This window comes from Sorangium sp. KYC3313 (genome assembly GCF_052075895.1).
In the GTDB taxonomy this organism is placed as follows: Bacteria; Myxococcota_A; Polyangia; order Polyangiales; family Polyangiaceae; genus Sorangium; species Sorangium cellulosum_B.
On the sequence record NZ_CP197255.1, the window covers coordinates 10,481,597 to 10,504,695 of the forward strand.

At 71.9% G+C, this 23,099-nt stretch carries 23 protein-coding genes; 11 read left to right on the plus strand and 12 right to left on the minus strand.

All coding sequences use genetic code 11. The annotated features are described in order from the left end of the window. Positions 1–32: 32 nt before the first annotated feature. The gene (locus ACSRUE_RS39795; protein WP_441288109.1) at positions 33–494 is read right to left on the minus strand and encodes a hypothetical protein; all 462 of its coding nucleotides are present in this window, start codon (positions 492–494) and stop codon (positions 33–35) included. 95 nt (positions 495–589) lie between these two features. Here ACSRUE_RS39795 and ACSRUE_RS39800 point away from each other — a divergent pair, with 95 nt between their 5' ends. Both ACSRUE_RS39800 and ACSRUE_RS39805 read left to right on the plus strand, forming a co-directional pair. After that, positions 590–1,255, plus strand: a complete 666-nt coding sequence (locus ACSRUE_RS39800; RefSeq protein WP_441288110.1) for an AgmX/PglI C-terminal domain-containing protein — start codon at positions 590–592, stop codon at positions 1,253–1,255. A 28-nt stretch (positions 1,256–1,283) separates the two neighbouring features. Beyond that, positions 1,284–2,894: a hypothetical protein gene (locus ACSRUE_RS39805; protein WP_441288111.1), complete on the plus strand. Its 1,611-nt coding sequence runs from the start codon at positions 1,284–1,286 to the stop codon at positions 2,892–2,894. 364 nt (positions 2,895–3,258) lie between these two features. Here the strand turns inward: ACSRUE_RS39805 and ACSRUE_RS39810 are convergent, their stop codons facing one another. Then, positions 3,259–3,636: a hypothetical protein gene (locus ACSRUE_RS39810; RefSeq protein ID WP_012234342.1), complete on the minus strand. Its 378-nt coding sequence runs from the start codon at positions 3,634–3,636 to the stop codon at positions 3,259–3,261. A 491-nt stretch (positions 3,637–4,127) separates the two neighbouring features. Here ACSRUE_RS39810 and ACSRUE_RS39815 point away from each other — a divergent pair, with 491 nt between their 5' ends. From ACSRUE_RS39815 to ACSRUE_RS39825, 3 genes are all read left to right on the plus strand, one after another. Then, positions 4,128–4,952: an OmpA family protein gene (locus ACSRUE_RS39815; protein ID WP_441288112.1), complete on the plus strand. Its 825-nt coding sequence runs from the start codon at positions 4,128–4,130 to the stop codon at positions 4,950–4,952. A gap of 10 nt (positions 4,953–4,962) precedes the next feature. Next, entirely contained in the window at positions 4,963–5,898 is a 936-nt protein-coding gene (locus tag ACSRUE_RS39820) for a Ppx/GppA phosphatase family protein (protein ID WP_441288113.1), read from the plus strand. Positions 5,899–6,523: 625 nt separating this feature from the next. Next, complete coding sequence (locus ACSRUE_RS39825; protein ID WP_012234339.1) at positions 6,524–7,030, plus strand: CarD family transcriptional regulator; 507 nt, start codon at positions 6,524–6,526, stop codon at positions 7,028–7,030. Positions 7,031–7,141: 111 nt separating this feature from the next. Here ACSRUE_RS39825 and ACSRUE_RS39830 read toward each other — a convergent pair whose 3' ends face one another. After that, a complete protein-coding gene (locus tag ACSRUE_RS39830) occupies positions 7,142–7,657 on the minus strand; it encodes a hypothetical protein (RefSeq protein WP_441288114.1) in 516 nt (171 codons plus the stop codon). Positions 7,658–7,782: 125 nt separating this feature from the next. After that, positions 7,783–8,301 (minus strand): tRNA (cytidine(34)-2'-O)-methyltransferase, encoded by a 519-nt coding sequence (locus tag ACSRUE_RS39835; RefSeq protein ID WP_437769402.1) that lies wholly within the window; start codon positions 8,299–8,301, stop codon positions 7,783–7,785. 246 nt (positions 8,302–8,547) lie between these two features. Here ACSRUE_RS39835 and ACSRUE_RS39840 point away from each other — a divergent pair, with 246 nt between their 5' ends. Then, positions 8,548–9,645, plus strand: coding sequence for a hypothetical protein (locus ACSRUE_RS39840; RefSeq protein ID WP_437769403.1), 1,098 nt, complete (start codon positions 8,548–8,550; stop codon positions 9,643–9,645). A 78-nt stretch (positions 9,646–9,723) separates the two neighbouring features. Here the strand turns inward: ACSRUE_RS39840 and ACSRUE_RS39845 are convergent, their stop codons facing one another. Genes ACSRUE_RS39845 through ACSRUE_RS39855 form a run of 3 tightly spaced genes read right to left on the minus strand, consistent with a single transcriptional unit; the run spans position 9,724 to position 11,287 of the window. After that, on the minus strand, positions 9,724–10,128 hold the full coding sequence (locus ACSRUE_RS39845; protein WP_441288115.1) for a hypothetical protein: 405 nt from the start codon (positions 10,126–10,128) through the stop codon (positions 9,724–9,726). An 11-nt stretch (positions 10,129–10,139) separates the two neighbouring features. Then, a complete protein-coding gene (rnc, locus tag ACSRUE_RS39850; RefSeq protein WP_441288116.1) occupies positions 10,140–10,985 on the minus strand; it encodes a ribonuclease III in 846 nt (281 codons plus the stop codon). A gap of 8 nt (positions 10,986–10,993) precedes the next feature. Then, entirely contained in the window at positions 10,994–11,287 is a 294-nt protein-coding gene (locus ACSRUE_RS39855) for a 4a-hydroxytetrahydrobiopterin dehydratase (RefSeq protein WP_437769406.1), read from the minus strand. Between the two features lie 93 nt (positions 11,288–11,380). Between ACSRUE_RS39855 and ACSRUE_RS39860 the strand changes: the two genes are divergently transcribed. Together ACSRUE_RS39860 and ACSRUE_RS39865 are read left to right on the plus strand one after the other, a co-directional pair. Beyond that, positions 11,381–12,010, plus strand: coding sequence for a hypothetical protein (locus ACSRUE_RS39860; protein ID WP_437769407.1), 630 nt, complete (start codon positions 11,381–11,383; stop codon positions 12,008–12,010). Between the two features lie 105 nt (positions 12,011–12,115). Beyond that, the gene (locus ACSRUE_RS39865; protein ID WP_441288117.1) at positions 12,116–12,922 is read left to right on the plus strand and encodes a hypothetical protein; all 807 of its coding nucleotides are present in this window, start codon (positions 12,116–12,118) and stop codon (positions 12,920–12,922) included. Between the two features lie 86 nt (positions 12,923–13,008). Here ACSRUE_RS39865 and ACSRUE_RS39870 read toward each other — a convergent pair whose 3' ends face one another. The 4 genes from ACSRUE_RS39870 to ACSRUE_RS39885 all read right to left on the minus strand — a co-directional run bounded on the left by ACSRUE_RS39870 (position 13,009) and on the right by ACSRUE_RS39885 (position 17,322). Continuing rightward, the gene (locus tag ACSRUE_RS39870) at positions 13,009–14,037 is read right to left on the minus strand and encodes a peptidyl-prolyl cis-trans isomerase (protein ID WP_441288118.1); all 1,029 of its coding nucleotides are present in this window, start codon (positions 14,035–14,037) and stop codon (positions 13,009–13,011) included. Further along, positions 13,949–14,617, minus strand: a complete 669-nt coding sequence (locus ACSRUE_RS39875) for a hypothetical protein (protein WP_441288119.1) — start codon at positions 14,615–14,617, stop codon at positions 13,949–13,951. The genes ACSRUE_RS39870 and ACSRUE_RS39875 overlap by 89 nt, the downstream gene beginning before the upstream one ends. A gap of 146 nt (positions 14,618–14,763) precedes the next feature. Beyond that, complete coding sequence (locus ACSRUE_RS39880) at positions 14,764–16,161, minus strand: metallopeptidase family protein (RefSeq protein ID WP_441288120.1); 1,398 nt, start codon at positions 16,159–16,161, stop codon at positions 14,764–14,766. A gap of 30 nt (positions 16,162–16,191) precedes the next feature. Beyond that, positions 16,192–17,322, minus strand: coding sequence for a hypothetical protein (locus tag ACSRUE_RS39885; RefSeq protein ID WP_441288121.1), 1,131 nt, complete (start codon positions 17,320–17,322; stop codon positions 16,192–16,194). Positions 17,323–17,517: 195 nt separating this feature from the next. Between ACSRUE_RS39885 and ACSRUE_RS39890 the strand changes: the two genes are divergently transcribed. The 3 genes from ACSRUE_RS39890 to ACSRUE_RS39900 all read left to right on the plus strand — a co-directional run bounded on the left by ACSRUE_RS39890 (position 17,518) and on the right by ACSRUE_RS39900 (position 21,855). Continuing rightward, entirely contained in the window at positions 17,518–18,900 is a 1,383-nt protein-coding gene (locus tag ACSRUE_RS39890; RefSeq protein WP_441288122.1) for a sigma-54-dependent transcriptional regulator, read from the plus strand. A gap of 442 nt (positions 18,901–19,342) precedes the next feature. Further along, positions 19,343–20,914, plus strand: a complete 1,572-nt coding sequence (locus ACSRUE_RS39895; RefSeq protein WP_441288123.1) for a sensor histidine kinase — start codon at positions 19,343–19,345, stop codon at positions 20,912–20,914. Continuing rightward, positions 20,911–21,855, plus strand: coding sequence for a response regulator (locus ACSRUE_RS39900; protein WP_441288124.1), 945 nt, complete (start codon positions 20,911–20,913; stop codon positions 21,853–21,855). The genes ACSRUE_RS39895 and ACSRUE_RS39900 overlap by 4 nt, the downstream gene beginning before the upstream one ends. A 100-nt stretch (positions 21,856–21,955) precedes the next feature. On the opposite strand, the gene ACSRUE_RS39905 is transcribed toward ACSRUE_RS39900, so the two are convergent. After that, a complete protein-coding gene (locus tag ACSRUE_RS39905) occupies positions 21,956–22,690 on the minus strand; it encodes a hypothetical protein (RefSeq protein WP_441288125.1) in 735 nt (244 codons plus the stop codon). Positions 22,691–23,099: the final 409 nt, after the last annotated feature.

Here is a 23,099-nt window from a genome sequence, read left to right on the forward strand (position 1 = left end):
GCGCCGAAGGCAGGCGCCGACGAGCTGATCGTTCACGGCGCCACGGTCACGCGCCCTTGCTCGTCACAGTAGGCGATCGCTCTCCACCCCTCCTCGGTGCAGAGGAAGAAGTCGATGCAGCCGGTCCAGCACGCGGTATCCGCGCAGGTCTCCGCGGCGTCCGCCGGGCAGTCCGGCTGCTGCAGGGCGGGCGAGCAGCCCGCGGCCTCGCCGCTGCGATCGAGCGTCACGACCTCGCACGCGCCGGGGCCGCCGCCCGCCCCCCCGTCCCCGGCGGGCTCACCGGCGGAATCGCAGACCGCGGCCTCCGTCCAGGCCCCCTCGAGGCAGTCGTAGAGCGCACGGCACGCGGCATCGTCGCAGGTGCCTCCCCGACCGATCGGGCACCCTCCCGGGGGGATCTGGCCGCACAGCCGCGGCTCCGCGATGGGATCGCAGCCAGCCGGCGCGAGGACGGCGACGGCGACCGCGAGGAAGCACAGCGGGATCTTCAAGACGGCCGTCGAGGAGAGCTCGGATTGCCGGCGCGAGGGGAGAAAAACGCGAGGCGCCTCGCCTCCGCTCAGCCGAACCGTTTAGTATGCGCGCCATGCGTCCCTGCGCCACTGCCAGCGCCGTGTTCACCGGAGTCCTCCTCGCCGCGGCCCTGTTCGCGGCCTGCTCGAGCGGCGCCGCGCCGCCGCCTTCGCCGCCTGACAGCGCGCCGCTCGGCGCTTCGCCGCCGCCCGCCTCGCAGCCGACGTCCCCGGGCGCCGCGGACCCGGGCGCCACGGCCGCCGGCGCCGCGGACCCGGCCGCCACCGCGCCCGCGCAGCCGGCCCTGCCTGCGAGCCGCAAGAAGGCCCCCGAGACCGTCGAGGACTGCAAGGTCATCGCCTCCGAGATCACGAACGATCCGCCGGACGGCGGGGTCGTGATGAACAACGCGACGACCTCCGCCGACGCCGGATCGAGCGATCGCCTGCAGCCGCTCGTCGACGCGATCAAGGCGAGGCGCGACGGCTTCCGCTGCTGCTTCGATCTCTACGCCCGCAAGCACCCGGGCGCGCAGGGCAGGATCACGTGGCAGCTCAAGCTGAAGCCCGACGGCACGTTCGAGGAGGCGAGCATCGTGCGCGACAAGAGCGACGTGACCGCGCCGCAGGTCGAGTCCTGCATGGAGGAGCTCGCGAAGTCGATCACCTGGGCGCGCTCGCCGAGCGGCAAGGAGACCGTGCTGACCTACCCCTTCGACTTCAAGCGACGCAACTACTAGCAGCGCGCCGCCTGCGAGGAGCACGCCAGTGTCGAGCGACGCTTCGGGGATCCTGCGCGGCTCGGGCCACCCCGGCCGCAATGCCTACGCCGAGCTGCTCCGCGACACGCGCGGCCTGAGGCGGGAGCAGCAGCAAGCGCGCGAGGCGTGGTTCGCGCGCCTCGCGGCCGACAAGAAGGACGAGACGCTCTTCGAGCTCGAGATCCTCCTGAAGGGCGTCGCCTGCTTCGCGAACCCGCGGAACCACCCGGGCGCCGGGCGGCGCCAGACGATCGTCAGCCACGATTTCCGCGAGCACCTCCAGCACGCCCGCGACGGCATGGCGCGCGTGGTCCAGCTGACGCGCACCATGCTCGGCGATCGCGATCGCGCCTTCGTCTTCCAGCGCTACCTGGAGACGGTGCTCCCGGAGGACACGGCGCGCACGCGCCTCCTCCACGCGACGATGGCGCAGGAGTCGCCGGAGTCGAGCCTCTTCGTGCTCCGGCACGGCTTCACGAACCTCATCGAGGTCGCGGGCGGGCTGCTCCGGCTGCCGAGGGTCAGCTTCAGGCTCTTCTACGCCCACCTCGCGACGGCGATGCGCGAGATCGCCCAGAGCACGTTCTTCAACCCGCTCCACGCGCTCGAGTTTCGCCCGGAGTTCGATCGCATCCCGTCGACGCAGGTGCTCGAGCTCATCCACCGCGTGCCCGGCGAGCAGGCGCACCGGCTCGTGGCGCTCACGTTCCTCGCGCTGTTCAGGATGCTCAGGTACCTCCGCCTGCTCGACGCCATCGCGCTCGATCACTCGGATCACCGCGTGGCGGGGCGCGGGTACCTCGTGCTCGCGGTCCTGCGCAGCGACGCCCGCGCGCTCTCGAACTACCTCCGGCGCCGGGCGGGCGCGCTGCTCGCGGACAGCTTCGAGCGCGATCTCCTGCGCGTGCCCGCGAGCGACATCATCGCGCGCCACGACGAGCTCGCCGCCGAGGGGCACCGCCTCCTCTCCACGAAGGCCGCGCTGAGCGGGCTCGCCGCGAACCTGCGGCTCGAGATGCGCCGCGCCTTCGAGCACGACCTCCCGCCCGCCGACGCGCTGGTGAGCGAGTCCGAGTACCGGGTCCGCCTCCGCGCCGTCTCGCACGGCCTCCGCCCCGCCCTGCAGAACGCGATCCTGTTCCTCGGCAGGTCGCTCGGCGCGAAGCTCGAGGAGGGCCGCGTCTTCGACGATCAGGCCGCGCGGCGCGCGACGAGCGATCGCCTCCGACGCGACGTGTGGATGTTCGCGCAGATCGCGCGCGCGTTCGCGAGCAAGGCGCGCCACACCGGCCCGGCGCCCGACCGCTGGACCGGCATCGCGAGCTTCGCGTTCGTGCGCGAGTTTCTCTCGTATTTCCGGGCGATGGGCTACCCGCTGCTCCGGGTGGGCGACTACCCCCACGTCGACGCGTTCGTCTCCGCGATGACGGCGCTCGAGGAGAGCGACTTGCTCGATCCGCAGCGGCTCGACGCCGCCATCCGCGAGTGCGAGGCGTTCTTCGAGTTCCTGATGAAGCTGTTCGAGCAGATCTCGAAGCGCGAGGATCTCGTCGGCGTCCCGTTCGATCGCAAGGGCGCCGCGCGCGCTCTCCGGCTCTACCTCGGCGAGCGCACCTGAGCTCCCCTCGCGGGTCGCGCCGCCGCATCCTCAGAGCGCAGCGAGGGCACGAGCGCCGCTCGTAGATCCTGGAAGCTCCCCCGCGGTCCGCCGTCGCCGAGCGGGGCGCACGCACCCCACCCGCTGCTCCGGCACCCCGGCGAACAGGCGCAGCGCGCCGATGCCGGCCACCTAGGCCGCAGGCGGCGGCGCCGCCGCGGGGACATCGTCCACCCGCGCGCGCCTCCGGCCTGGACCCGCGCGTCCGGATCCGCGGCGTCCTCACCCCCCGATGGTCTTGTAAGACGGATTATCTGATCGCAGCCGGCGGGTCGGCTCGCTGCGCCTCGTTCTGTTGAAAGACCCGAGGCGCTCCCGAGTCACCTTATTCCGACTCGTCGGACGGGCCGGTGCTCGCAGGAGCAGGAGCCGGGGTGCTCTTGCGCGCGCCGCGGGTGCTCGCGCCCTTGGCCGGCGCGCGCTTGGCGGCGGCGCGACCTCGAGGAGCAGCCGCCTTCTTCGGCGCAGCCGCCCGCTTGCCGGCGGCCTTCGCCTTGCGCTTCGGGGCGGCCTTCTTCGCGGCCGGCTTCTTGGCGGCGGCGCGCTTCGGGGTCTTCTTGGCGGCGGCGCGCTTCGGGGCGGCCTTCTTCGCTGCCTTCCGCGCCGGCTTCTTCGCGACCTTCCCGGCCTTCGCGGCGGCCGGCTTCTTGGCCGACTTCGTCACCTTCTTCGCAGGCTTCTTCGCGGTCTTCTTAGCAGCCATTGGAAATCCTCCTGCATTCGCCCCGGCACGGCACGGCGGACATCGCCGAACGTCCTCTCCGCTACAGTTTCCTTACCGAGGCAACAGATGTTGCACGACGTATATTGCCACGCATGGTGATGGTCAAGGAAAATCTTGCAGGCCCTAAACCGATGTATCCCGTGTGTTCCAGGCAAACTGGTCCGCAAGCGTTGCGAGGGTAAACGTCGGAGCAGGCCATGGTGAAGCAACCAGAGCAAACCGTACGATTGATTTTTGTTGACAGTTGACGGGATGTCTGTCTTGGCCCGTTGCGCTCCTTCCTGGCGATCGCGCGCCTGCGCGGCGCCGCAAACGGCGCCGGAGCGCTCATGGTCGCACGGAGCTCCAGCGTTGCGCAGGCTCTAGAGAGCCTTGTGCGGCGCCATTCGCCTCGCTACGGTCGCGCCGCCTGCGCGGCGCCCCTCATGGCCGAGCGCCGCGCTGCTCTAGGCTGCTCTAGGAGGAAAGGTATGTTGGTTCGTCGCTCGACGTCGTGGTTGTTGCTTGGCGCAACGCTCCTTGCGGGCTCGGGGGCGCTCGGGTGCGGCTACTCGGAGGAGGAGATGCAGGCGAAGATCCGCGAGATCGAGGGCCTGAAGACCCAGCTGAGCGCCGAGCAGGCGCAGAACAAGAAGGCCAAGAGCGAGCTCGACGAGGCGGCGGCCCGGATCGAGCAGCTCAAGTCCCAGCTCAAGGCGGCGGGCGTGGACATCTCCAACCTGAACGCGAACCTCGAGCAGCAGGCGCGCGCGCTCGAGGACTTCCGCCGCCGTGCCCAGCAGCTCGAGGACATCAAGAAGCGCTTCGAGGTGCTGCGGGACAAGCTCCAGGCCCTCACCAAGCTCGGGCTCAGCGTGACCGTCCGCAACAACCGCATGGTCATCCAGCTGCCCGGCGACGTCCTCTTCGACTCGGGACGGGAGACGCTCAAGAAGGAGGGTCAGGAGATCCTGCTCAAGGTGGCCGAGGTCATCCGCAACGACTCCGGCCTGTCGTCGCGCTCCTTCCAGGTCGCCGGGCACACGGACAACGCGCCGCTCGCCGGCGGCCGCTTCAAGGACAACTGGGGGCTCAGCGTGATGCGCGCCCGCGAGGTGCTGGCGTTCCTGCTCCAGCCCGAGGACAAGGGCGGCGGCGGCCTCAAGCCCGAGCGGTGGAGCGCCTCCGGCTACGGCGACACCGACCCGGTGAAGGCCAACGACACCCCGGAGAACAAGCAGGCCAACCGGCGCTGCGAGCTCGTGGTGCTGCCGAACGTCGAGGAGATGCTCGACCTGAAGACGCTCACCCAGTAGGGCTCGGGGCATGAGCGTCGCGGCCATCGACATCGGCACGAACTCGGTCCTCCTGCTCATCGCCGAGCGCCGCGCGGGTGAGCTCGTCGCGCTCGTCGAGCGCGCGACCATCACCCGGCTCGGCCAGGGGGTCGACGCGGCGCGCGCGCTCGCGCCCGAGGCCGTGGAGCGCACGCTCGCCTGCCTCGCCCGCTACGGAGAGGAGCTCCGGTCCCGGGGGGTCGAGCGCGTGGACGCCGTCGGGACCAGCGCGATGCGCGACGCCGCCGGCGGCGAGGCGTTCATCGCCCGCGCCCGCGAGCTCATCGGCGTCGCGCCGCGCGTGATCTCCGGGCCGGAGGAGGCGGAGCTCACGTACGCCGGCGCGCTGACGGGGCTCGACCTGCCGGCCCGCGGCCCCACGATCGTGGTCGACGTGGGCGGCGGCAGCACGGAGATCATCGTCGGCAGCGTCGGCGGCGCGGTGGAGCAGGCGGTGAGCCTCGACGTGGGGAGCGTCCGCCTGACCGAGCGCCACGTGCGCACGGACCCGCCGGCCGCCGCGGACCTCGAGGCCGTCCGCGCCGACGTCCGGGCGGCGCTGGCGACGCTTCCAGCCGTGCCCCAGCTCGCGGCGCCCACCCTGGTCGGCGTCGCGGGCACGGTGACGACCCTCGCCGCGCTCGTGCGCGACGTGGCCCCCTACGACGGCGCCCGCGTGCATGGCGCGCGGGTATCCGGGGGAGAGATCGTGGACGCCACGTCCCGCCTCGCTTCCCTGCCGCTCGCCGCGCGCAAGCAGCTGCGCGCGCTGGATCCAGCGCGCGCGGACGTCATCGTGGCGGGCAGCGTGCTCATCGAGGAGATCCTCGCGTGGGCCTCGCGGCTCGCCGGAGCTCCTGTCGATCTCGTCGCTTCGGATCGCGGCGTCCGCTGGGGGCTCGCCGAGCGCCTCAGCGCCGCCTGAGCCCCCCGGCTCGTTTGAAGGCCGGACGTAACGCCCGAGGTCGTCGCGTCCGTCACATTTTCGAGTCATCCCACCCAGGTCAGGTCCGCCACCTCTCCCGGAGAGGCCCGCTCTGCCCTAAACTAGGCGGGTGAGCCGGCGCGCACCCACGCCGATGCTTCCATCGGTACACACTGCCACCCCGCCCGACCCCGAGGAAAAACCAGAGTGATCACGCCACGATGGCCCAACCACGGGGATTTTCGTTGACGTATCTCGGCCGGCTCACTAGAGTGCGCGCGCCTGGCGCAAACCGGCCCTTTTCCAAGAGGGCCGGTCCCCCAACCTCAATCCCTTCCGCCCGCAACCGTCCGCTTCAACCGCCGCTTGTCAAGATTCCGCCGTGCACACCCGAGCACCGACCTCTCGCGGGTCATGGAGGTGCTCGCGTTCCTGCTTCTCGCACAGCGGTCTCGAGCGGCGGCTCATGGCTCTTTTCTCGGAATTTTTCTCGGAATGCGTGACGGTGTGTGTCGGTTCTGCGGGTCCAGGTTCAACCGCATGTGCAGCGTACGCCCCTCGAAGGGATTTCGGGAGGCTGACGAAAAACTAAAAGGACGGCGGGGTGGAAGGCAAAGGAGACGATATGCAGGCTCGTTCGGAGATCCAGTTCAAGGTGGGCGACAAAGCCGTCTACCCGGCCCAAGGCGTGGCCGAGGTGGTCAACATCGAGGAGAAGGACATCGCTGGCAACCGTCAGCGATTCTACGTTCTCCGCATCTTGGACACGGATCGAAAGATCATGGTTCCAGTCAGCAACGCGAGCGCGGTCGGCCTTCGCCAGGTCATCTCTGAACAGGAAATCCGGGAAATTTTCGACATCCTCCGCGAGCGTACCATCGCGTTCGACAACCAGACCTGGAACCGTCGGTACCGCGGCTTCATGGACAAGATCAAGACGGGTTCTATTTACGACGTCGCCGAGGTGCTACGCGACCTCTATCGCTTGAAGACGGACAAGCAGCTCTCGTTCGGTGAGCGCCGCATGCTCGACACCGCCCGGACGCTGATCGTGAAGGAGATCGCGATCGCCCGAGGCCAGACGGAGGAGCAGGTGAAGACCGAGATCGAGGCGATCTTTCTCGCCAACTGAGGCGTTACCTCATGGTTAGCGGCCCTGCGGCCGCTGCCGATGGAGGCCGGCACTGCCGGCCTCCGGGCTTTTGTGGGCCGAGAACGCCGTGCACCATCGATCCGGGCGCGTTCAGAGATCGCTGCCCGGTCGCCTCTGCACGGGGGGGAGCGGGGGCAGCGCCACATCGACGCGCCACCCCGCGTCCTCGTAGACGCAGGGCACCTGGACGCGCTCTCCCGGGAGCAGGCCGGCGATGTCCACGAGGGCGTGGGCGCCGGCGATCTGGGCGGTGTAGCGCTGCGGCTCGAAGCGCAAGAGGAAGCGGGACGGCGTGATCATCGCCTCGGGCGCGATCGCCTTGCCGGTCGCGGCGCTGTAGCGCTGCGCGCGCGACGCGAGGTTGTCCCGAGCGCGCCTCGACAGGAGCTCGAAGGCGGCCTTGGCGTCAGCCGGGTCGCCGTGCAGCTGGCGCAGGCGGGCGACCAGCTCCCGGACGGCGCCGTCGGGCGAGCCGCTCGGAGGCCGCCTGTTGCATCCGGCGGAGGCGAGCGCCGCGACCGAGAGCGCGATCGCCACGCCGGCCCGGACGAGGCGCGCACCCGGCCGTCGGGCGTCCTGTCGCGCGGGTTGCCGGTGCATGACCATGCGGCCCTCTCCTTAGAACGACGCGTCGCCGACGTCCACGGCGCGCGCGGCCGCCGGCCCCGGGGTGACCGTCGCCGCGGATCGCGCTCTTACCGGAGGTTGCGCGCGCCTGCGCGCACGCGCCGTCACCCCGGCGCGGCGCTGGCGAGCGCGCCCACCTGGCGGAGCGCCTCGTACAGGACGATGGACACCGCGTTGGCCAGGTTGAGGGAGCGCACGGGACCCAGCGTGGGAATGCCGAAGACGTCGTCCGGCATCCGCGCGAGGAGCTCGGGGTCGAGGCCTGCGCTCTCCTTGCCGAACACCAGCGCGTCGCCTGGCCGGAAGTCCGCGTCGAGGTAGCTCCGCGGAGCCACCGCGCTGAAGAGGCGGAGCCGAGCGTTCGGGTGATGGTGGCGAAAGTGGGCGATGTCGAGCTGCTGCTCGAGCGTGACCAGGTGCCAGTAGTCAAGCCCCGCGCGGCGGACACTCCGCTCGTCGATGCGGAACCCCAGCCTCCCGAGCAGATGCAAGGGGCTCTGCGTCGCGGCGGCGAGCCGCGCGATGTTGCCTGTGTTCTGCGGGATCTCCGGCTCCACCAGCACGATCCGGAACGGCGGATCGAGCGGCGCCGCACGGAGCCGGGGGCGACCATCGTTGAGCACGCCCTCTCTTTCCGCGACGCGCCCGCGCGCCGCAACCCCCGAGCGGAGGATCGCGCGCGCGGCCTGGCGCGCCGGCGCCGCCTCGACAGATAGCCAGCCCACGCGGTCGCGCGGAAAACGCGAACCGAACGGACGGAGGCCCCTCTGTTCGCTTGACGGCTGTACGAGCGGACACGTAGCCTCCCGCCTCGGAGACACGGAATGCGCGCATCGTGCTGGATCGCTTCGGCTATTGCCCTCGCAGGAGTGGCGTCGTCCTCGCTCGCGGCCGCCGACGCCATGGATCCGGCGCTCGCGCGGCTCGTGCGCGCCCCGGAGCCGAGCCTCGGCGGCGCCGCCGTACCCTGCCGCATCACGGGGCCGGAGGGTGGCCTCTACTACAACCCCGCTTCCCGCTATCAACGCTGCCTGACCGACGACGCTGCGTTCGCCAAGCTCATCGCGCAGTACGGCTTTGCGGTGGCGCCGTCGGCGATGCACTCGGCGCGGACCACGGGCTACGGCGGGTTCGAGATCGGCATCGAGGCCAACTACACGAAGATTGACAGCGACGCCGATTACTGGAAGCAGGGCACGCAGGGGCCGCAGGATCCGATCAGCAAGAACTTCTCCATCGAGAACCGGAGCCCGGACTCCTTCCTGCAGCACTACTCCCTCAAGGTCCGCAAGGGTTTTCCGTTCGGGTTCGAGCTCACCGGCGCCGTCGGATTCCTCGCCAACACCAGCCTCGTGAGCGCGGGCGCCGACGTGCGCTGGTCGCTGTTCGAGGGGTTCCGCCGAGGGCTCCCCGCGATCCTCCCGGAGCTCGCCGTCGGCGGCAGCGTCCGGAGCGTCACCGGGACCGAGGAGTTCCAGCTGACCGTGGCCGGCGTCGACGCAGTGATCTCGAAGCCCCTGCCGATCGCCGGCACGGTCGTGATCACCCCCTACGCCGGCTACCAGTGGCTCCGGATCTTCGGAGACTCGGGGCTCATCGATCTCACCCCGAACACCGACGCCGTGAACTTCTGCAACTTCCGCGGGGTGAACTCGCCTGCCAACCCGGTGCAGGGACAGGACGGCAAGCCGCTCCCCCACGACGGCCAGCCGGTGTGCGCGGGCGGCTCCCAGGCCGACTTCAACAACACCGTGGTGTTCGACGCCGTGCGCATGAACCGCCACCGCCTCCATTTCGGCGCGCAGCTGCGGTTCCAGATGGTCAAGCTCGGCGCGCACTTCATCACCGACGTCGTGAGCCCCGAGGACGCGAACCAGGGCGCCGCGAACGAGATCGACGGCGAGAACAAGTTCGCCGGGCTCGGGTCGCAGTGGACCCTCGGGCTCGATCTCGGCGCGATGTTCTGAGGCCCGCTGCGCCGAGGACGCTCACCACGGGCCCCCCGGCGCAGACCCGCTTCGAGCGGGCGCGGCTCGCCGCGCTCCTCAGCGCTTCGAGCTCAGATCGGGCAGCGCGTAGCCGAGCTCGGCGAGGAGCGCGCGGAATGCGCGGTCCTCGTTCCGCGCCACGGTGAGGTGCTCCATGAACTTCTTGAAGTTGCCCTGAGCCGCCGCGTCGGCGGCGCGCTCGCTGTTCTCGAGCACGAGCAGGAGGTGCGGGTGCGCCTTGGAGACGGAGCTGGGGCACTCCATCTTGCTCGCCACCCGGGCGCGCGCTTCCGCGAGCGCATGCACCACCATGACGAGCTCCTTGTCATGGGTCCGCGGCAGGAGCATGTCGCCCTCCTTGCGCGCCTCGTCGAGCAGCAGGCTCGCCCTGTCCAGGTAGCTCCCGGCCCAGGCCGGCAGCGCGACGAAGAGCGCGCAGAGCGCGAAGGTGAAAGCAAGCATCAGGTGACGGATCATCGACTGGGTCCTCGGTCGTTCACGGTTTGCTCGGAGGACCCCTCGCCGGACGGCGGGCCCCCCCTGCCCTCGGGCGCACCGCGCAGGGCCTCGGCGGCTGCCCGTCCATCGGATGCGGCGGCCGCGGGCTCCGGCGCGGCGCACGAGAGGAGCGCGGCGCGCGCGGCCGCCTGCTCCGCGAGCTTCTTCGACCGGCCCCGGCCGGTGCCGATGACCTGGCCGTCGACCTCGACGGCGACGAGAAACGCGCGGTCGTGGTCGGGCCCCTCCGTGCCCATCAGCCGGTAGCGCGGCGACGCGGCGCCGCGCGCCTGCACGCGCTCCTGCAGCTCGCTCTTCGCGTCGCGCCCGAGCATGCTGCCGCTCGCGAGCTGCGCGAGCGGGCTCGCGGCGATCTTCCGGCTCAGCGCCCGCGCGCTCTCGAAGCCGCGATCGAGGTACAGGGCCGCGACGAGCGCCTCGGTGGCGTCGGCGAGCACGTTCGTCTGGTCGCGCTCCCCGGCGACCTCCGCGCCGCGCCCGACCCGGAGCGCCGCGCCGAGCTCGATCCCTCGCGCCCACGCCGCCAGCGCGTCCGTGTTGACCAGGGCGGAGCGCATCATCGAGAGCTCCCCCTCCCTCGCCCCCGGAAAGCGCTCCATGAGGAGCTCCGTCACGCACAGGCCGAGCACGGCGTCCCCCAGGAACTCGAGGCGCTGGTTGTCCACGCGCCGGCCGCCTCGCTGCTCGTTCGAGAAGCTCGGATGCGTCAGCGCCTCCTCGAGGTGCGGCAGATCCCCCTCCAGCCCCAGATCCAGACGTTGCAGCAGCTCGCTCGGGAGCATCCCCAGCACCTTGCCCACGCGAAGCGTCAGCCCGCGCTCAAGCGGTCGGTCAGCTCGGCCAGCTCCAGGTCGAGCGCGGTCAGACCGCCAGCGTCATGCGTGGACCACGCGACCCGCACCTTGCCCCATGACAGCGCGATCTCCGGGTGATGATCGCGCCGCTCGGCCAGGAGGGCGATCCGCATCACGAAGCCAACGCCGGTGCCATAATCCGGAAACGAGTAGCTCCGCTCGATCTGCTCGCCCGCTCGCACCCAGCCCGGGTGAGCAGCGACGAACCCGGCGATCTCATCGTCCGAGAGCCGATCACGCTTGCCCATGGGACGCAACTATGGGCCAAGCCCCGCCCCGGTGGAACCCCGGAATGCGGCCCCCGCCGCGCGCCGCTCGCCGTGCGCTATCCTCCCGCCTCGATGACCGGGCTTCACGCCTGCCCCTTCTGCCGGGAGATGTTCGAGGCGAAAGAGGCGTCCACGTGCCCCGCCTGCGGCCTCCGGCTGGAGGCGCTCGCGAAGCTTCCCCCCTCGTACGACGCGCTCCAAGAAGAGCCTGACGAGCCGCGCCCGCCGCACATGGAACCGCTCCCGTGGACCTACGCCGGGCGCGGCCGGGGCGCCCTGCTCGCGCTCGCGCTCCTCGGGCTCGCGGCGTTCTTCGCGCCGTGGATCCACGAGACGGCCCCCGAGCTCCGCGACCTCAGCGGCTTCGGGCTCGCGCGACGGCTCGGCTGGATGTGGGCCCCGGCGGTCGCGTTCTTCGTGATGATCCCGCTCGCGCTGACCCGGAGGTCGATCCACAAGATGCGCGGCGCTCGCGTGGCCGTCGCTTTCCTCGCCGCGGTCGCCCTCGTCACCGTCGCGATGCGCCTGCTGTTCACGCCGGGCAGCACGCTGCTCCGTCCCGTCCGCTTCACGTGGGGCTACGGGCTCTACGCGACCGGGGCGATCGCGCTGCTCGCGCTGTTCACCGCGGCGTTCTTCGGGGGAAGGATCGACGACCTCCCCACGGGGCAGCGGCGGCGGGGCGACGAGGTGCTGCACTGACTGACCATGACCAGCGCACGGCCGGTGGCATCTCGGGTCGACAGGCCCGCCCGTGCGACGTAACCTTGATGGGAGTGGCCTTTGTCCGCTGCTCGAAGGTGCGCAATGGCCAAGCGATCTGCCGGCGTACGCCGTGAGCTCTCGCGGGACGACGAGGCGTTCGATGTCCCCGCGGCGGTGCTCTGCGCGTGCTGCGGACAGCCCGACTGCGCCGGGTGCTCCGCGGCGAGCGACGAGGGCTCGGGGGTCGTCGCGATCGTCCCGTGGGAGCGCCCGCTCGGCGGGGTCTGGTCGCGGCTCTGGGCCACATCGAGGGCGACCACGCTGGGAGCCGAGACGTTCTTCGCGACGATCCCCGACGGCGCGCTCCCCGCGGCCATGCGCTTCGCCCTGCTGGCGGAGACGCTCGCGATCCTGTCGATGATCGCCGCGCTCCTGCCCCTCGTCGCGCTGGCGGTGCCGGGCCTTGCGCTGGAGCTGGCCCGCAACCCGGCCGCGCGCGCGAGCGCCCTCCAGTGGCTCGCGATCGGCGTTCCGGCGGTCACCGTGTGGATGGTGCTCGCGCACACCTTGCACGGCGCCGCGCTCGACCTCGGGGCACGGCGCCAGGGCGCGCGGCCAGAGCGCCGGCGCGCGCTCCGCTTCGGGCTCTACGCGTGCGGCTGGGATCTCATGGCCGGCCCGCTCGGCGCGCTGGCCATGCTCATCACGGGCGGCACCAAGGGGGCCGAGCAGGTCCTCTCGGCCTCGCTCCGGGTGCCGGGCAAGGCGTCCATGGCGCTGCTCCTGGGCGTCTACGCGCTCCACCCCGACGCGGCGGAGCGCGCTCGACGCGCCGGCAGCATCGCCGCGCTCGCGCTCACCATCGCCTCCGGCTTCGCCGCCATCGCGCTCGCCATCGCCTTCAGCTGACACGCCGTTCAGCGCCCTCGGGGGTGTCGCGCTCGGCGGCGCTGCCCCCGCGGGCGTCGAGCGCCCGTCCGTGCGCGCCGGCAGCCTCAGCGCATGTCGTGACGCGGCGCGGGCGAGGGCGGAGGCGCGCCCGGACGCCGACCGCTCGCGAGGGTGCCCGGGCGCCTCTTCGGCTGCAGATCGCCCGTCGAGGTGATGTCGATGAGGTCCACGAGCTCGGGGGCGTGACCGGAGACGTCCTGCGCTCGCAGGCGATCGAGGAGCTGCTTCAGCTGCGCCTCCGCCTTGCCGTGCGCGAGGATCTGACGGATGGACGGCGCCTCCTGCTCGAGCGAGCGGCTCACGGGTCTCCTGCTCTGGCGCCGCCACAGCACGGCAAAGCCATCGCCCTCGGGCACGGGCTCGGCCACGAGCTCCGCGTCTTTCACCCCGGCGGCCGCCGAGAGGAGCCCCGGGTCGACCTTCAGCCCCGGCTCGGACGTGGTGCCATCGGACGCCACGAAGCCGAGATCGCCGCCGCGCATGCTCGTCGCCTTGTCGAGCGATCTCTCGCGCGCGATCTCCTTGAAACGCTGGGGTGACGGGTCCTTCTTCAGCTCGGCCAGGATCGCCTCGGCCTCCTCGCGCGTCGCGACGAGGATGCGCCAGAGCGCCACCATCGCCGGGGAGCTGAACCTGTCGCGGTGGGCCTCGTAATAGGCGCGGACCTCCTCGTCCGTCACCGGGGAGCTCCCCGCCGCCTCCGCCTGGATCCGCTGCAGCAGCGCGGAGCGCAGGACGCCGCGCACGCGATCCTGCACGTCGGCGCGCTCGGTGAGCTTCTGCGCGGCGGCCCCCTGGGCGAGGAGCAGCTCGCGCACGAGGACCTGGTTGACGAAGTTCTTCCGGATCTCTTCCGGGGTACGCCCGAAGGTCTGGAGCTGAAACGGCGGGACCTGCGCGAGCCTGCGCTCGACCTCCGACGCCGTGATCGCCGCGTCGCCGACGCGCGCCACCGGGGCGCCCGCGGCGGCCGCCGGCTGGGCCTCAGCGCGGAGCGACAGGCCGGTCGACGCCGCGCACACGACCGCCATGGCGGCCGCGCCGAGGGGGAGCTTCAGCGTTCTCGCGCGCATCGGAGCGGGTTATCCCCGCGCCGGCAGGCAAGGTCAAGCCGCCCCGCGGCGCGCTGCCTCTGGCGGACACGCCGCGCTCGTCCCCGCGTTCACCTCCGCGCTCGCCGCCCCGCAGCACCCCGGCCTTCCGCAGCGCGTGCGCGTCGAGCCCGACAAACCGGTACACGTCCGCAGAGAAACCGTAGGCGCGGTGGAGGTGCCTCAGGCCCTCCACGAGCTCGGCGGTCACCTCGACCGGGGGCGGCGGCGGGTACGCCTCGCGGATCGAGGCCAGCGGCTCGCCCAGCGCCAGGAGCTCCTCGACGCGCGACAGCACGTCGATCGGCTTGAGCGCGCGCTTGCCTCGCCGCGCGACGCCGTCGGCCAGCTCGGCGAGCAGGCGCCGGCGCCGGCGCTCGGTACGGCCGTCTCCGGCGCGGCCGCCGCCGCCCAGGAGAAGCTCGTTGAACCGGCGCGCGGCCCGGCGCTTCTCGACCGCGTCCGGACTCCCCCGGCGGTTCTGCGCACCGCCACCCCGCTTGGCTGGACGTGACGCTTTGGTGGACCCGGCCGTGCGGGCCGGCGAGCTCTTCGTCTTCACGATCCTCGGCAAGAGCACAGCGCGCTCGAGGAGCCGGTATTCCCCGGCACATCTTCTTGCTGTCCCGGCAGTATAGACAGCTCACCCTCCCGCTTCGAAGAAAGCGGCGGGCGCACGGCCGCGCTCGCCGCCCGCGGCGCTGGACGTCAGCGCCCGCCTGCGCACCACGCGAGGGCCGTTCCGACGGCCGCGATCAGCCAGGCCGGCCACGTCGCGCGCACGAAGCCGGCGACGTCCGACAGGGCGCCGCGCCGGGCGCGCCGCACCGCCTCGGCGTGGCCCACCCGGCGCAGCTCCTCGCGCGCGATCTGCTCGCGCTCCTCGTCGTCGAGCGGATCGCTGCCCGCCAGATGGTGCAGGTGATGTGTCACCTCGTGGTCGATCGTCTCCTCGATCTCCGCGTCGATGTCGAAGCCGGGATCCTCGCGGGCTTCCAACCGGAACGTCCTGTAGAAGATCCGGATCTCCGGAGGATGGGCGATCCCGAGCGCATCCGCGGGTGTCCCGGGCGTGTAGCAGCCGAGCAGCGGCTCGCCTCCGTCGTCGCAGGCCGGCACGCCTGCGTCGATGAAGAGATCGATGTTCCGCACGCCGCGGGCCTCGTAGATGCGCCCGGCCGCGGCGCGGACGCGCGCCTCGAAGCCGTCGAGATCCGGAAAGGCGCTCGAGGCGCTGGCCCGAGCCCTCGCCCCTGCCCTCGTCGAGCGGGGCTCCCCGAGCGCGTCCGCGTCCGCTCCGTCCACTCCAGCAGCGCGCAGCGGGGCGCGCGCGAGCTCCCGCTCGAGCGGCACGTCGAGATCGTTGCGGGCGCCGCAGCCCTGGCAGCGGTAAGCGGCGAGGAGCCGCGCCGGGTAGCGCGCCTCGTTGTAGAGGTCGACGATCGCCGCCCACGCCTCGTCGGGAGCGCCGGCGAGCGCGTCGGCGATCACCGGCGCGCGGCGCTCGCGGCCGAGCGCCGCGATCCCCATGGCCACCACCAGCGACGGCGTGACGCGCAGGACGCCGTCGCCGGGCAGGCGGAGGAGCGGCATCGCCTCCTCGACGGTGCGCTCCACGAGCCGCACGGCGCGGCAGACGGCGCGACCCACGCGCAGCGCCGGGATCGGGTGCGACACGCCGAAGTCGAACGGGCGATCGAGCTCGGGATCGTCGAGCTCGCCGTCGGTGAACGGCCCGATCTCCAGCAGGCCCGACGGAGCGACCTCGAACGGAGCGCTGCAGTTCTCGCAGGTGTAGGCGCCTGGCTCCTCGGGCACGATGCCGGCGGACGCGAGGAGCGCGCGCAGGACATGGGCGTCGGTGAGCGGGAGGCCGAGAGGATCCAGCGGCGCGCCGCGCGCGTCGGCCAGGACCGACGGGCCCGCGAGGACCTGCACGTCGAGCGCGCACCTGCCGATGGATGCGCGCTCGGCGCCGCCGCGGCCCGCGGGAGCGCCGAAGACGGACGAAGCGCGAGCGCGCGCGGCGGCGTCCGACAGGCGCGCCACGCCGCCGGAGGGGAGGTGGACCTGAGCGGGGAGCAGGCGTCGCGCGGGCGCAGGCATCGCGGCGGCCTATATAGCGGGTGGCTCGCCTCAGGGGTCGTCGGGACGCGGCGGACCGCCGGCGGCGCCCTCGTCGGTCGGAGCGAGCGATCCCCACGGTTTGCGATCCCTGTCGGCCTCGGACGGCGCGCTCGCCCCGCGGCCGACGTCGAGGCCGGCGGCGCTGGCGAGCTCGGCGGCCACCGCCGCGGAGAGCGAGCCTCCGCTGAGCGGTGACGCGCCGGCGACGGTCGAGATGGGCGACGGCTCCGAGGAAAGGCGATCTCGGCGGCGACGGGGCGCGAGCACCGGCGCGCGCTCCCCGTCGCCGGCCGGATCCGGCGCGGCCGCGCCCACGCGATGGACGGTCGCGCGCAGCTGCACGCGCCCGAGCGACAGGCTCGCCGCGCTGGCGGGCGGCACGCTCGACGAGAGCTCCGCGCCCACGGGCACGCCTGTCCCGAAATCGAGGTAGCGGGTGATCGCCAGGGCGTAGATGAGCTTGCGCACGGTCGGCTCCGGCGCGACCCCGGATCGGAGGAGCGCGGCGAGCGTGGTCGTGGAGCTCTCCAGCGCCTCGATCACCGCGCGCTCGCCCTCGCGGAAGCCGAAGCGGCCGGGCTCGAGGGCGGGGTGCAGGCGGAGGGGCACGGCCCCGATCCGCTCCAGGGTCCGCTGGAGGCGCGTCGAGCGCTCGCCGTGCTCGCGCAGCCCCGCCCAGAGGAGCGCGAGGGGATCGACCTTCGCGGGATCTCCCCCCCACTCGGCCAGCGCGTCGAGGCCGTCGAAGTAGCGGTACTTCGTCTCCGGGGGCAGATCGAACAGGCGCACCATCCGCCGCACGAACTGGACCTGGGCGAGCCAGTCGATGGTCGCGGCGTCGACGCACCCCGACAGCAGCAGCACGTCCCCCAGGAGGCCCCTTGTCGCGAGCGCCTCCGCCAGGATCTCGGCGGTGATCACCCCCTCTTCGAGCAGGATCTCCCCGAGCCGGGCGTACCCGTCGCTCGGGCGGATCTTCACGGGGTTCCCCCGGACGATCCGCAGCGTGTGCTCGGCGCCCGTGGGCTCCACCAGGATGAGCGCGCCGGTCAGCCGATGCTCGACGGCATAGACGAAAAGATGAGCGAACGGCGTCCGCTCCAGATCTCCTTCCGCCGTCGCAAGACCGTCGGGAGACATCCTGGGCCAAGCTACCATAGCGCGCGCAAGCCGGATCCCCCTTTCTCCACGCGCGGCGGCGCGGAAGCAGGGCAGGCGCCGCTGGTCCCGCTTGCGCTTCCGCTTCCGCTTCCGCGGCGCCGCGCTTCCGGCGTCGGCGCGCCCCGCCGGAGCGCGGCGCCGCGGAAGCGGCGGTTCCGCGCTACGGTGGCAGACATGCCGCGCGGACATGTGCTGGTGCTCGACGACGAGCGGGCGATCTTGACGACCCTCCAGAAGGCGCTGACGCTCGAGGGCTACACGGTCGACGTCGCTGGCGGGGTCGGGGTCGCAGAGGAGAAGCTCGCGAAGCGGAGCTACGACATCGCGCTCTTCGACGTCTCGCTGCCCGACGGTGACGGCGTGGAGCTGCTCCAGCGGATACGCGTTGCCGGCTCGGAGCTGCCCGTCGTGATGATGAGCGGCCACGCGACGGTCGACGCCGCCGTCCGCGCGACGCGGCTCGGGGCGATCGATTTCCTGGAGAAGCCGCTCTCGACCGATCGGCTGCTGCTCGTGCTCGAGAACACCCTGCGCCTCGTCCGCGCCGAGGCCGAGGCGAAGGCGCTGCGGACGCAGACCGGCCAGGTCGGCGAGCTCATCGGAGAGAGCCGGGCGATGCTCGACCTGCGCGAGCAGATCGCGCGCGCGGCGAGGGCGACCGCGACGGTCTTCGTGACGGGCGAGCGCGGCACCGGCAAGGAGCTCGTCGCGCGCGCGATCCACGGCGCGTCGAAGCGGGCGCGCGGTCCGCTCGAGAAGATGAACTGCGCCGCGGTCCCGAGCGAGCTCATCGAGAGCGAGATGTTCGGGCACGAGGCCGGCGCGTTCACGGGCGCGACGAAGCAGCGGCGGGGCAAGTTCGAGCGCGCGAGCGGCGGGACGCTGTTCCTCGACGAGGTCGGGGACATGCCGCTCGCGATGCAGGCGAAGCTGCTCAGGGTGCTGCAGGAGCGGGAGATCGAGCGGGTGGGCGGGCACGAGACGATCAAGGTCGACGTGCGCGTGGTGGCGGCGACGAACCGCGACATCGAGGCGGCGTGCCGGGAGGGGCAGTTCCGGCCGGATCTCCACGATCGGCTGAACGTGCTGCCGCTGTCGCTGCCGCCGCTCCGCGCGCGGCGCGAGGACGTGCCGCTGCTCGCGCGGCATTTCCTCGCGCTCGCGACGCAGGCGAACGATCGGCCCGGGATGGCGTTCACGGACGGCGGGATGGGCATGCTGGTCGCCTACAGCTTCCCGGGGAACGTGCGGGAGCTGCGCAACATCATCGAGCGGCTGGTGATCCTGACGCCCGACGAGACGATCGACGAGGGCGACGTGAAGGTCTGCCTCGGAGGGCCGCAGGCCACGACGAAGGGCGGGCTCTTCCGGCCGGGGGTGCCGTTCCGTGTGCTCGCGGAGGAGGCGGAGCGGGCGATCCTGGAGGAGGCGCTCGGCCATCACGGAGGGCAGATGGCCGCGACGGCCCGGGGGCTCGGGCTCGAGCGGAGCCACCTGTACAAGAAGTTCAAGGCGCTCGGGCTGCGGGGGGACAAGGGGGAGGCGGAGGACGAGTAGCCGGAGAGGGGGGCCTTCCGGGAGGCCGCGCCGAGGGGAGGGTCTGCGCGGCGGCCGCGGGTGGGCGCTCGGCCATCAGCCGAGGCGGGAGCGCGGAGCTTGCGCTGAGAACACCGCCCGGCATGTCTCCCTTCGGGCCATGCCACCTGGGACGTTTCGTCGCGCGCCACACAAGGCGCGCCTGAGACGTGGAGCCTGCTGAGACCTTATGGCACCTCGGTCGGTGCTCGTCGCGCCCACCCGCGGCCGCCGCGCAGACCCTCCCCTCGGCGCTACGGGAGTGGACGCGGAGCAAGCAGGCGCCGCATGGATCACGACCGATGCAGCGCAGCGCTCGCCGCGGATGACCGTCGCTGCACGGCGCATCCAGCGGACGCGGGTGCTCGGCCGCAGGGAACCTCGGCGCGTTGACGGGGCGTCCACCGCGCGGTCAACTGCCGCCGTGGACTTCCTGGAGCGCCTCCGCGCTTACCTCGAAAACGTCGCGCGCACGCCCGAAGGTCAGCCGCGCGCGCAGGTCGATGTCGCTGCCCACCGGAGGCACGTCCTCGCCGTCATCGATCAGCTCAGCACGGATCCGGAGCACGCACGCAAGCTCACGAGCAAGTGGCAGCAACCATGGTTTGCGTCGCTCATCGAGAAGCTCGCGGAGAGCATCGAGGGAGACATCCTCGCGCCGGATGCGTCCCGAGCTGAGATTGCCGCGACGATCGATATTGCGCTCAGCCGTCTCATCGGCGTCTCGTCGACCACAGGGTCGCTCGCCCGTGATGCGATGCTCGATCGAGTCGCTCAAAATGCCGCCTACGGGGCGGAAGTTGAAGGGGAATTTGGAGATTTTGCCGCCCGTCCGCCACGCTATGCGTTCGAAATCAGGGCGGTCCGAAAGCGCGGAGAGCGGGTCATGCTGACCCCTCTGGGTGCAACGCTCCTCGATCTCCCCGGCTCTGATGCGGTCCGATGGCTGCTCGCGGTGGAGTCCGCCCAGTCGCTAGGTCCGAACGACGATTGGCGGGTCCACCCGGAGCTCGCGCGCGAGCTGCTTCAAGCACCTGAACGCCATTTCTACGTCATGAATGACCCCGAAGAGCCGACGTTTCCATATTCCCGAAGCTCGGTCCACCGTCTCTCGGCTCTCGGGCTTGTCCGATACAGCGACCTTAAGTACGAGGAGCCGGAGTACGATTGGGGCTACAAGGTCCAGGAGCCCGCCCGTCCTCTCCTGGAAGAGATCGCCGAGCGACGCGCGACCCCCTTCGCCGTCCTGGCCGACGCCTTGCTCCGTGACGAGGCATCGCTCGCCTTGGACCGCGCGCTCCCCGATCCAGGCCTGGCGGCGCACGAGAGCGCCGCCGCTGCCAACGCCCTGCAAGCCCGCATGGTCGTGCACGAGATCCGCAACGCCCTCGTCCCCGCCGAGGTCGCCCTCGCCCGCCTCGTCCGTGATGCGGGCGAGGCCGCCGAGGTCAGCAAGCAGCGCGCGCGCGTCGAGGCGGGCATCCGCCGGGCGCTCCGCTTCGTCGACGAGATGATGAAGGTGGCCAGCCTCGGCGCCGAGCCGCCCGCCCCCTTCGATGTCGTCTCATCGCTCCGCGAGGTCGTTGCAGGCATGACGGACGAGCTGAACGGCCATCTCCGCTTCGCGCCGCCCGCGGAAGGCATCGTCCTCGTCGGCCCTCGTGCGCGCTTCGCCCTCGCCGTCCGCAACCTGCTGAGCAACGCAGGCCGTGCGGTCGCCGGCCGGGACGGCACGGTCGAGATGACGATCGCTCCGGCAGAGGACGCCGTCACCGTCCACATCGATGACAACGGGCCCGGCGTGCCCGAAGAGCAACGCCGGGCCATCTTTGCGCCCGGGGTCGCGCTCGTCTCGGGGGGGAGCGGCCAGGGCCTCGCCCTCGTGCGTCAGGTCATCGAGGACGAAATGGGCGGGGCGGCGGTCTGCTCGCAAAGTCCGCTCGGCGGCGCGCGGTTCACGATCACGGTTCCGGTGAAGAAGTCGAGGACACCATGAAAGGCGACGCGCGGATCCTCATCATCGACGACGACAAGGCGTTCCTCGAGCTCTACGACGAGGTCCTCTCCGCTGATGGCTATCAGGTCGAGACCGCGACGAGCCGCGCCCAGGCCCTCGAGCGCCTCGACACGCCGGGCTTCAGCGTCGTCCTCATCGACCAGAAGCTCCAGGGGCCCGGCGGGCCAGACACCGGGCTCGACCTCGTCGCCGAGACGGCGCGCCGCGCGCCGGGCGCCAAGGCCATCCTCGTGACCGCGTTCGCCTCCAGGGAGGCCATCGAGCGCGCCTTCCGCGAGGGTGCCTACGACTACCTGGAGAAGAGCGCCGTCTTCGAGGCGCTCCTGCGCGTCAAGGTGCGCAACGCGGTCGAGGCCGTGCGCGAGCGACGGATGGCGTCGATGGATGACGACGAGACCGAACGCTCCATCCGGAGCACCTGGGACGCGGTCCGCACCGAGCACGACAGGAACCGGAAAGGCCTGCTGCTCGAGCACCTGACCGCGCTGCTCCTCAAGACGATCCCGGGGTTCGTGCGGCTCGGCAGCCGCCTGTCGAACGAGCTGGAAGAGCTCGATCTGCTCGTCCAGAACGCCTCGCCGGACCCGTTCTGGCAGAAGGAGTCGCCGTACTTCCTGGTCGAGTGCAAGAACTGGTCGAAACACATCGGCACCAAGGAGCTGCGCGACCTCTGGGGCAAGATGGACGGGCGCTACGACCGCTGCCGGCTCGCGCTCCTCGTCGCGCCCGGAGGAATCGCCGAGACGGTGCACCAGCTCCAGCTCCAGAACGCGAAGCAGAGCAAGCTGGTCGTGCTCATCGGCCCCGGCGATCTCGATTGGCTCATCGCTGGACCGGACCGGAGCGCGATCCTGAAGGAGCTCCATCAGCGCGCCGTGAGCGCCGCGTCCTCCGGGGGCGACATGGAGAGCAGCCTCTGAGTGAGGACGTCGCGGCCGCTGGCAACGCAGGCGGCGCGCACGGAGCGAGAAGGGAGCAGACAGAGCGGACGGCGCGGGGCGAAGGGAGCCTCAGGACGGCTCAGCCGCCCTCGGGTTCCGAGGCGGCGCCGCGCTTCCTCGATCCCTTCGACGCGACATCCAGGAAGAAGCCGCCCACGTAGGCGCGCTGGCGCGGGAAGCGGGCGTCGAGCGAGCCCTTGAGGCTCGCGAGCGCGAGCGCCGCCTCGACGACGAGCCGCGTGCCCTCGCTCGCGAGCCGGGTGCGCGTGGTGTAGCCCTCGTCGCGCGCCTTCAGGAACTCCTCCTGCTTGTTCGCGCGCGCGGTGAGGTCCGCCTGGAGGGCCGCTCTTTCGTCGAACGGGGGGAGGTCGTTCATGCGCGCGACGGCGGCGAGCACGGCGGCGGGCTCGCTCGCGATCGGCGCGCCCGTGAGGTCGTCGACCCGCTGGCCGAACGCGTGCGTCGCGTCGAGGCCCGCCTTGCCGCGGAGCGCGAGCTTGGTGCGCGCGTTCGCCGTGCGCACGCCGCGGTCGAGCACCTCGTCGCCGATCTCCACGGTGGCCTGCTGGATCTCGCCCGTGCCGAGGTCGTGCTCGTCGAGCGCGAGGTAGACGGCCTTGAGCTGGGCAGCGAGCGGATCGAGCTTCGCCTGCTCGGCGGCGAAGAACGCGCGATCCTCGTCGCTGCGCTCGATGTCGGCGGCGATGGCCGCGGTGAGGGAGCCGATGGTGTGGCTGAGCGCCCGGCGCATGGTCCGGATCGAAACCGTGGGGCCTGCGAGCATGAATACCTCCCGGTAGATGTTCGCGATCATGGGAACGAGCGAGCTGATACGCTGTCAAGAGGAATCGCGGCTACGGAGGGCGTCAGGCGCCGCCAGGCGGCCGGCGGGCGAGGATCGGGACACCGAGAGCTCGCCGGAGGGCTGTCGGACGAGAATCGGGGGCCCGGAAGGGGCACCGGGCGCCGGGCGGACGGAATCAGGCGCCGCGGAGGGGGCACCGGGCGCCGGGCGGACGGAATCAGGCGCCGCGGAGGGGGCGCCGGGCGCCTGACGGGCGACATCGGAAGGCGCGGGTGCTCCACCGGCGGGCTGGCGAGAGAGAACCGCGACGGGTGTGGGCAATGCCGCTGAACGACGGGTGAAGCGTCGCCGCGGGTATGGGGAGCAACACCGGATGGCCGGCGGCGATGCCCCCGCGCCCCTCGGGCGTCTCCCAGGC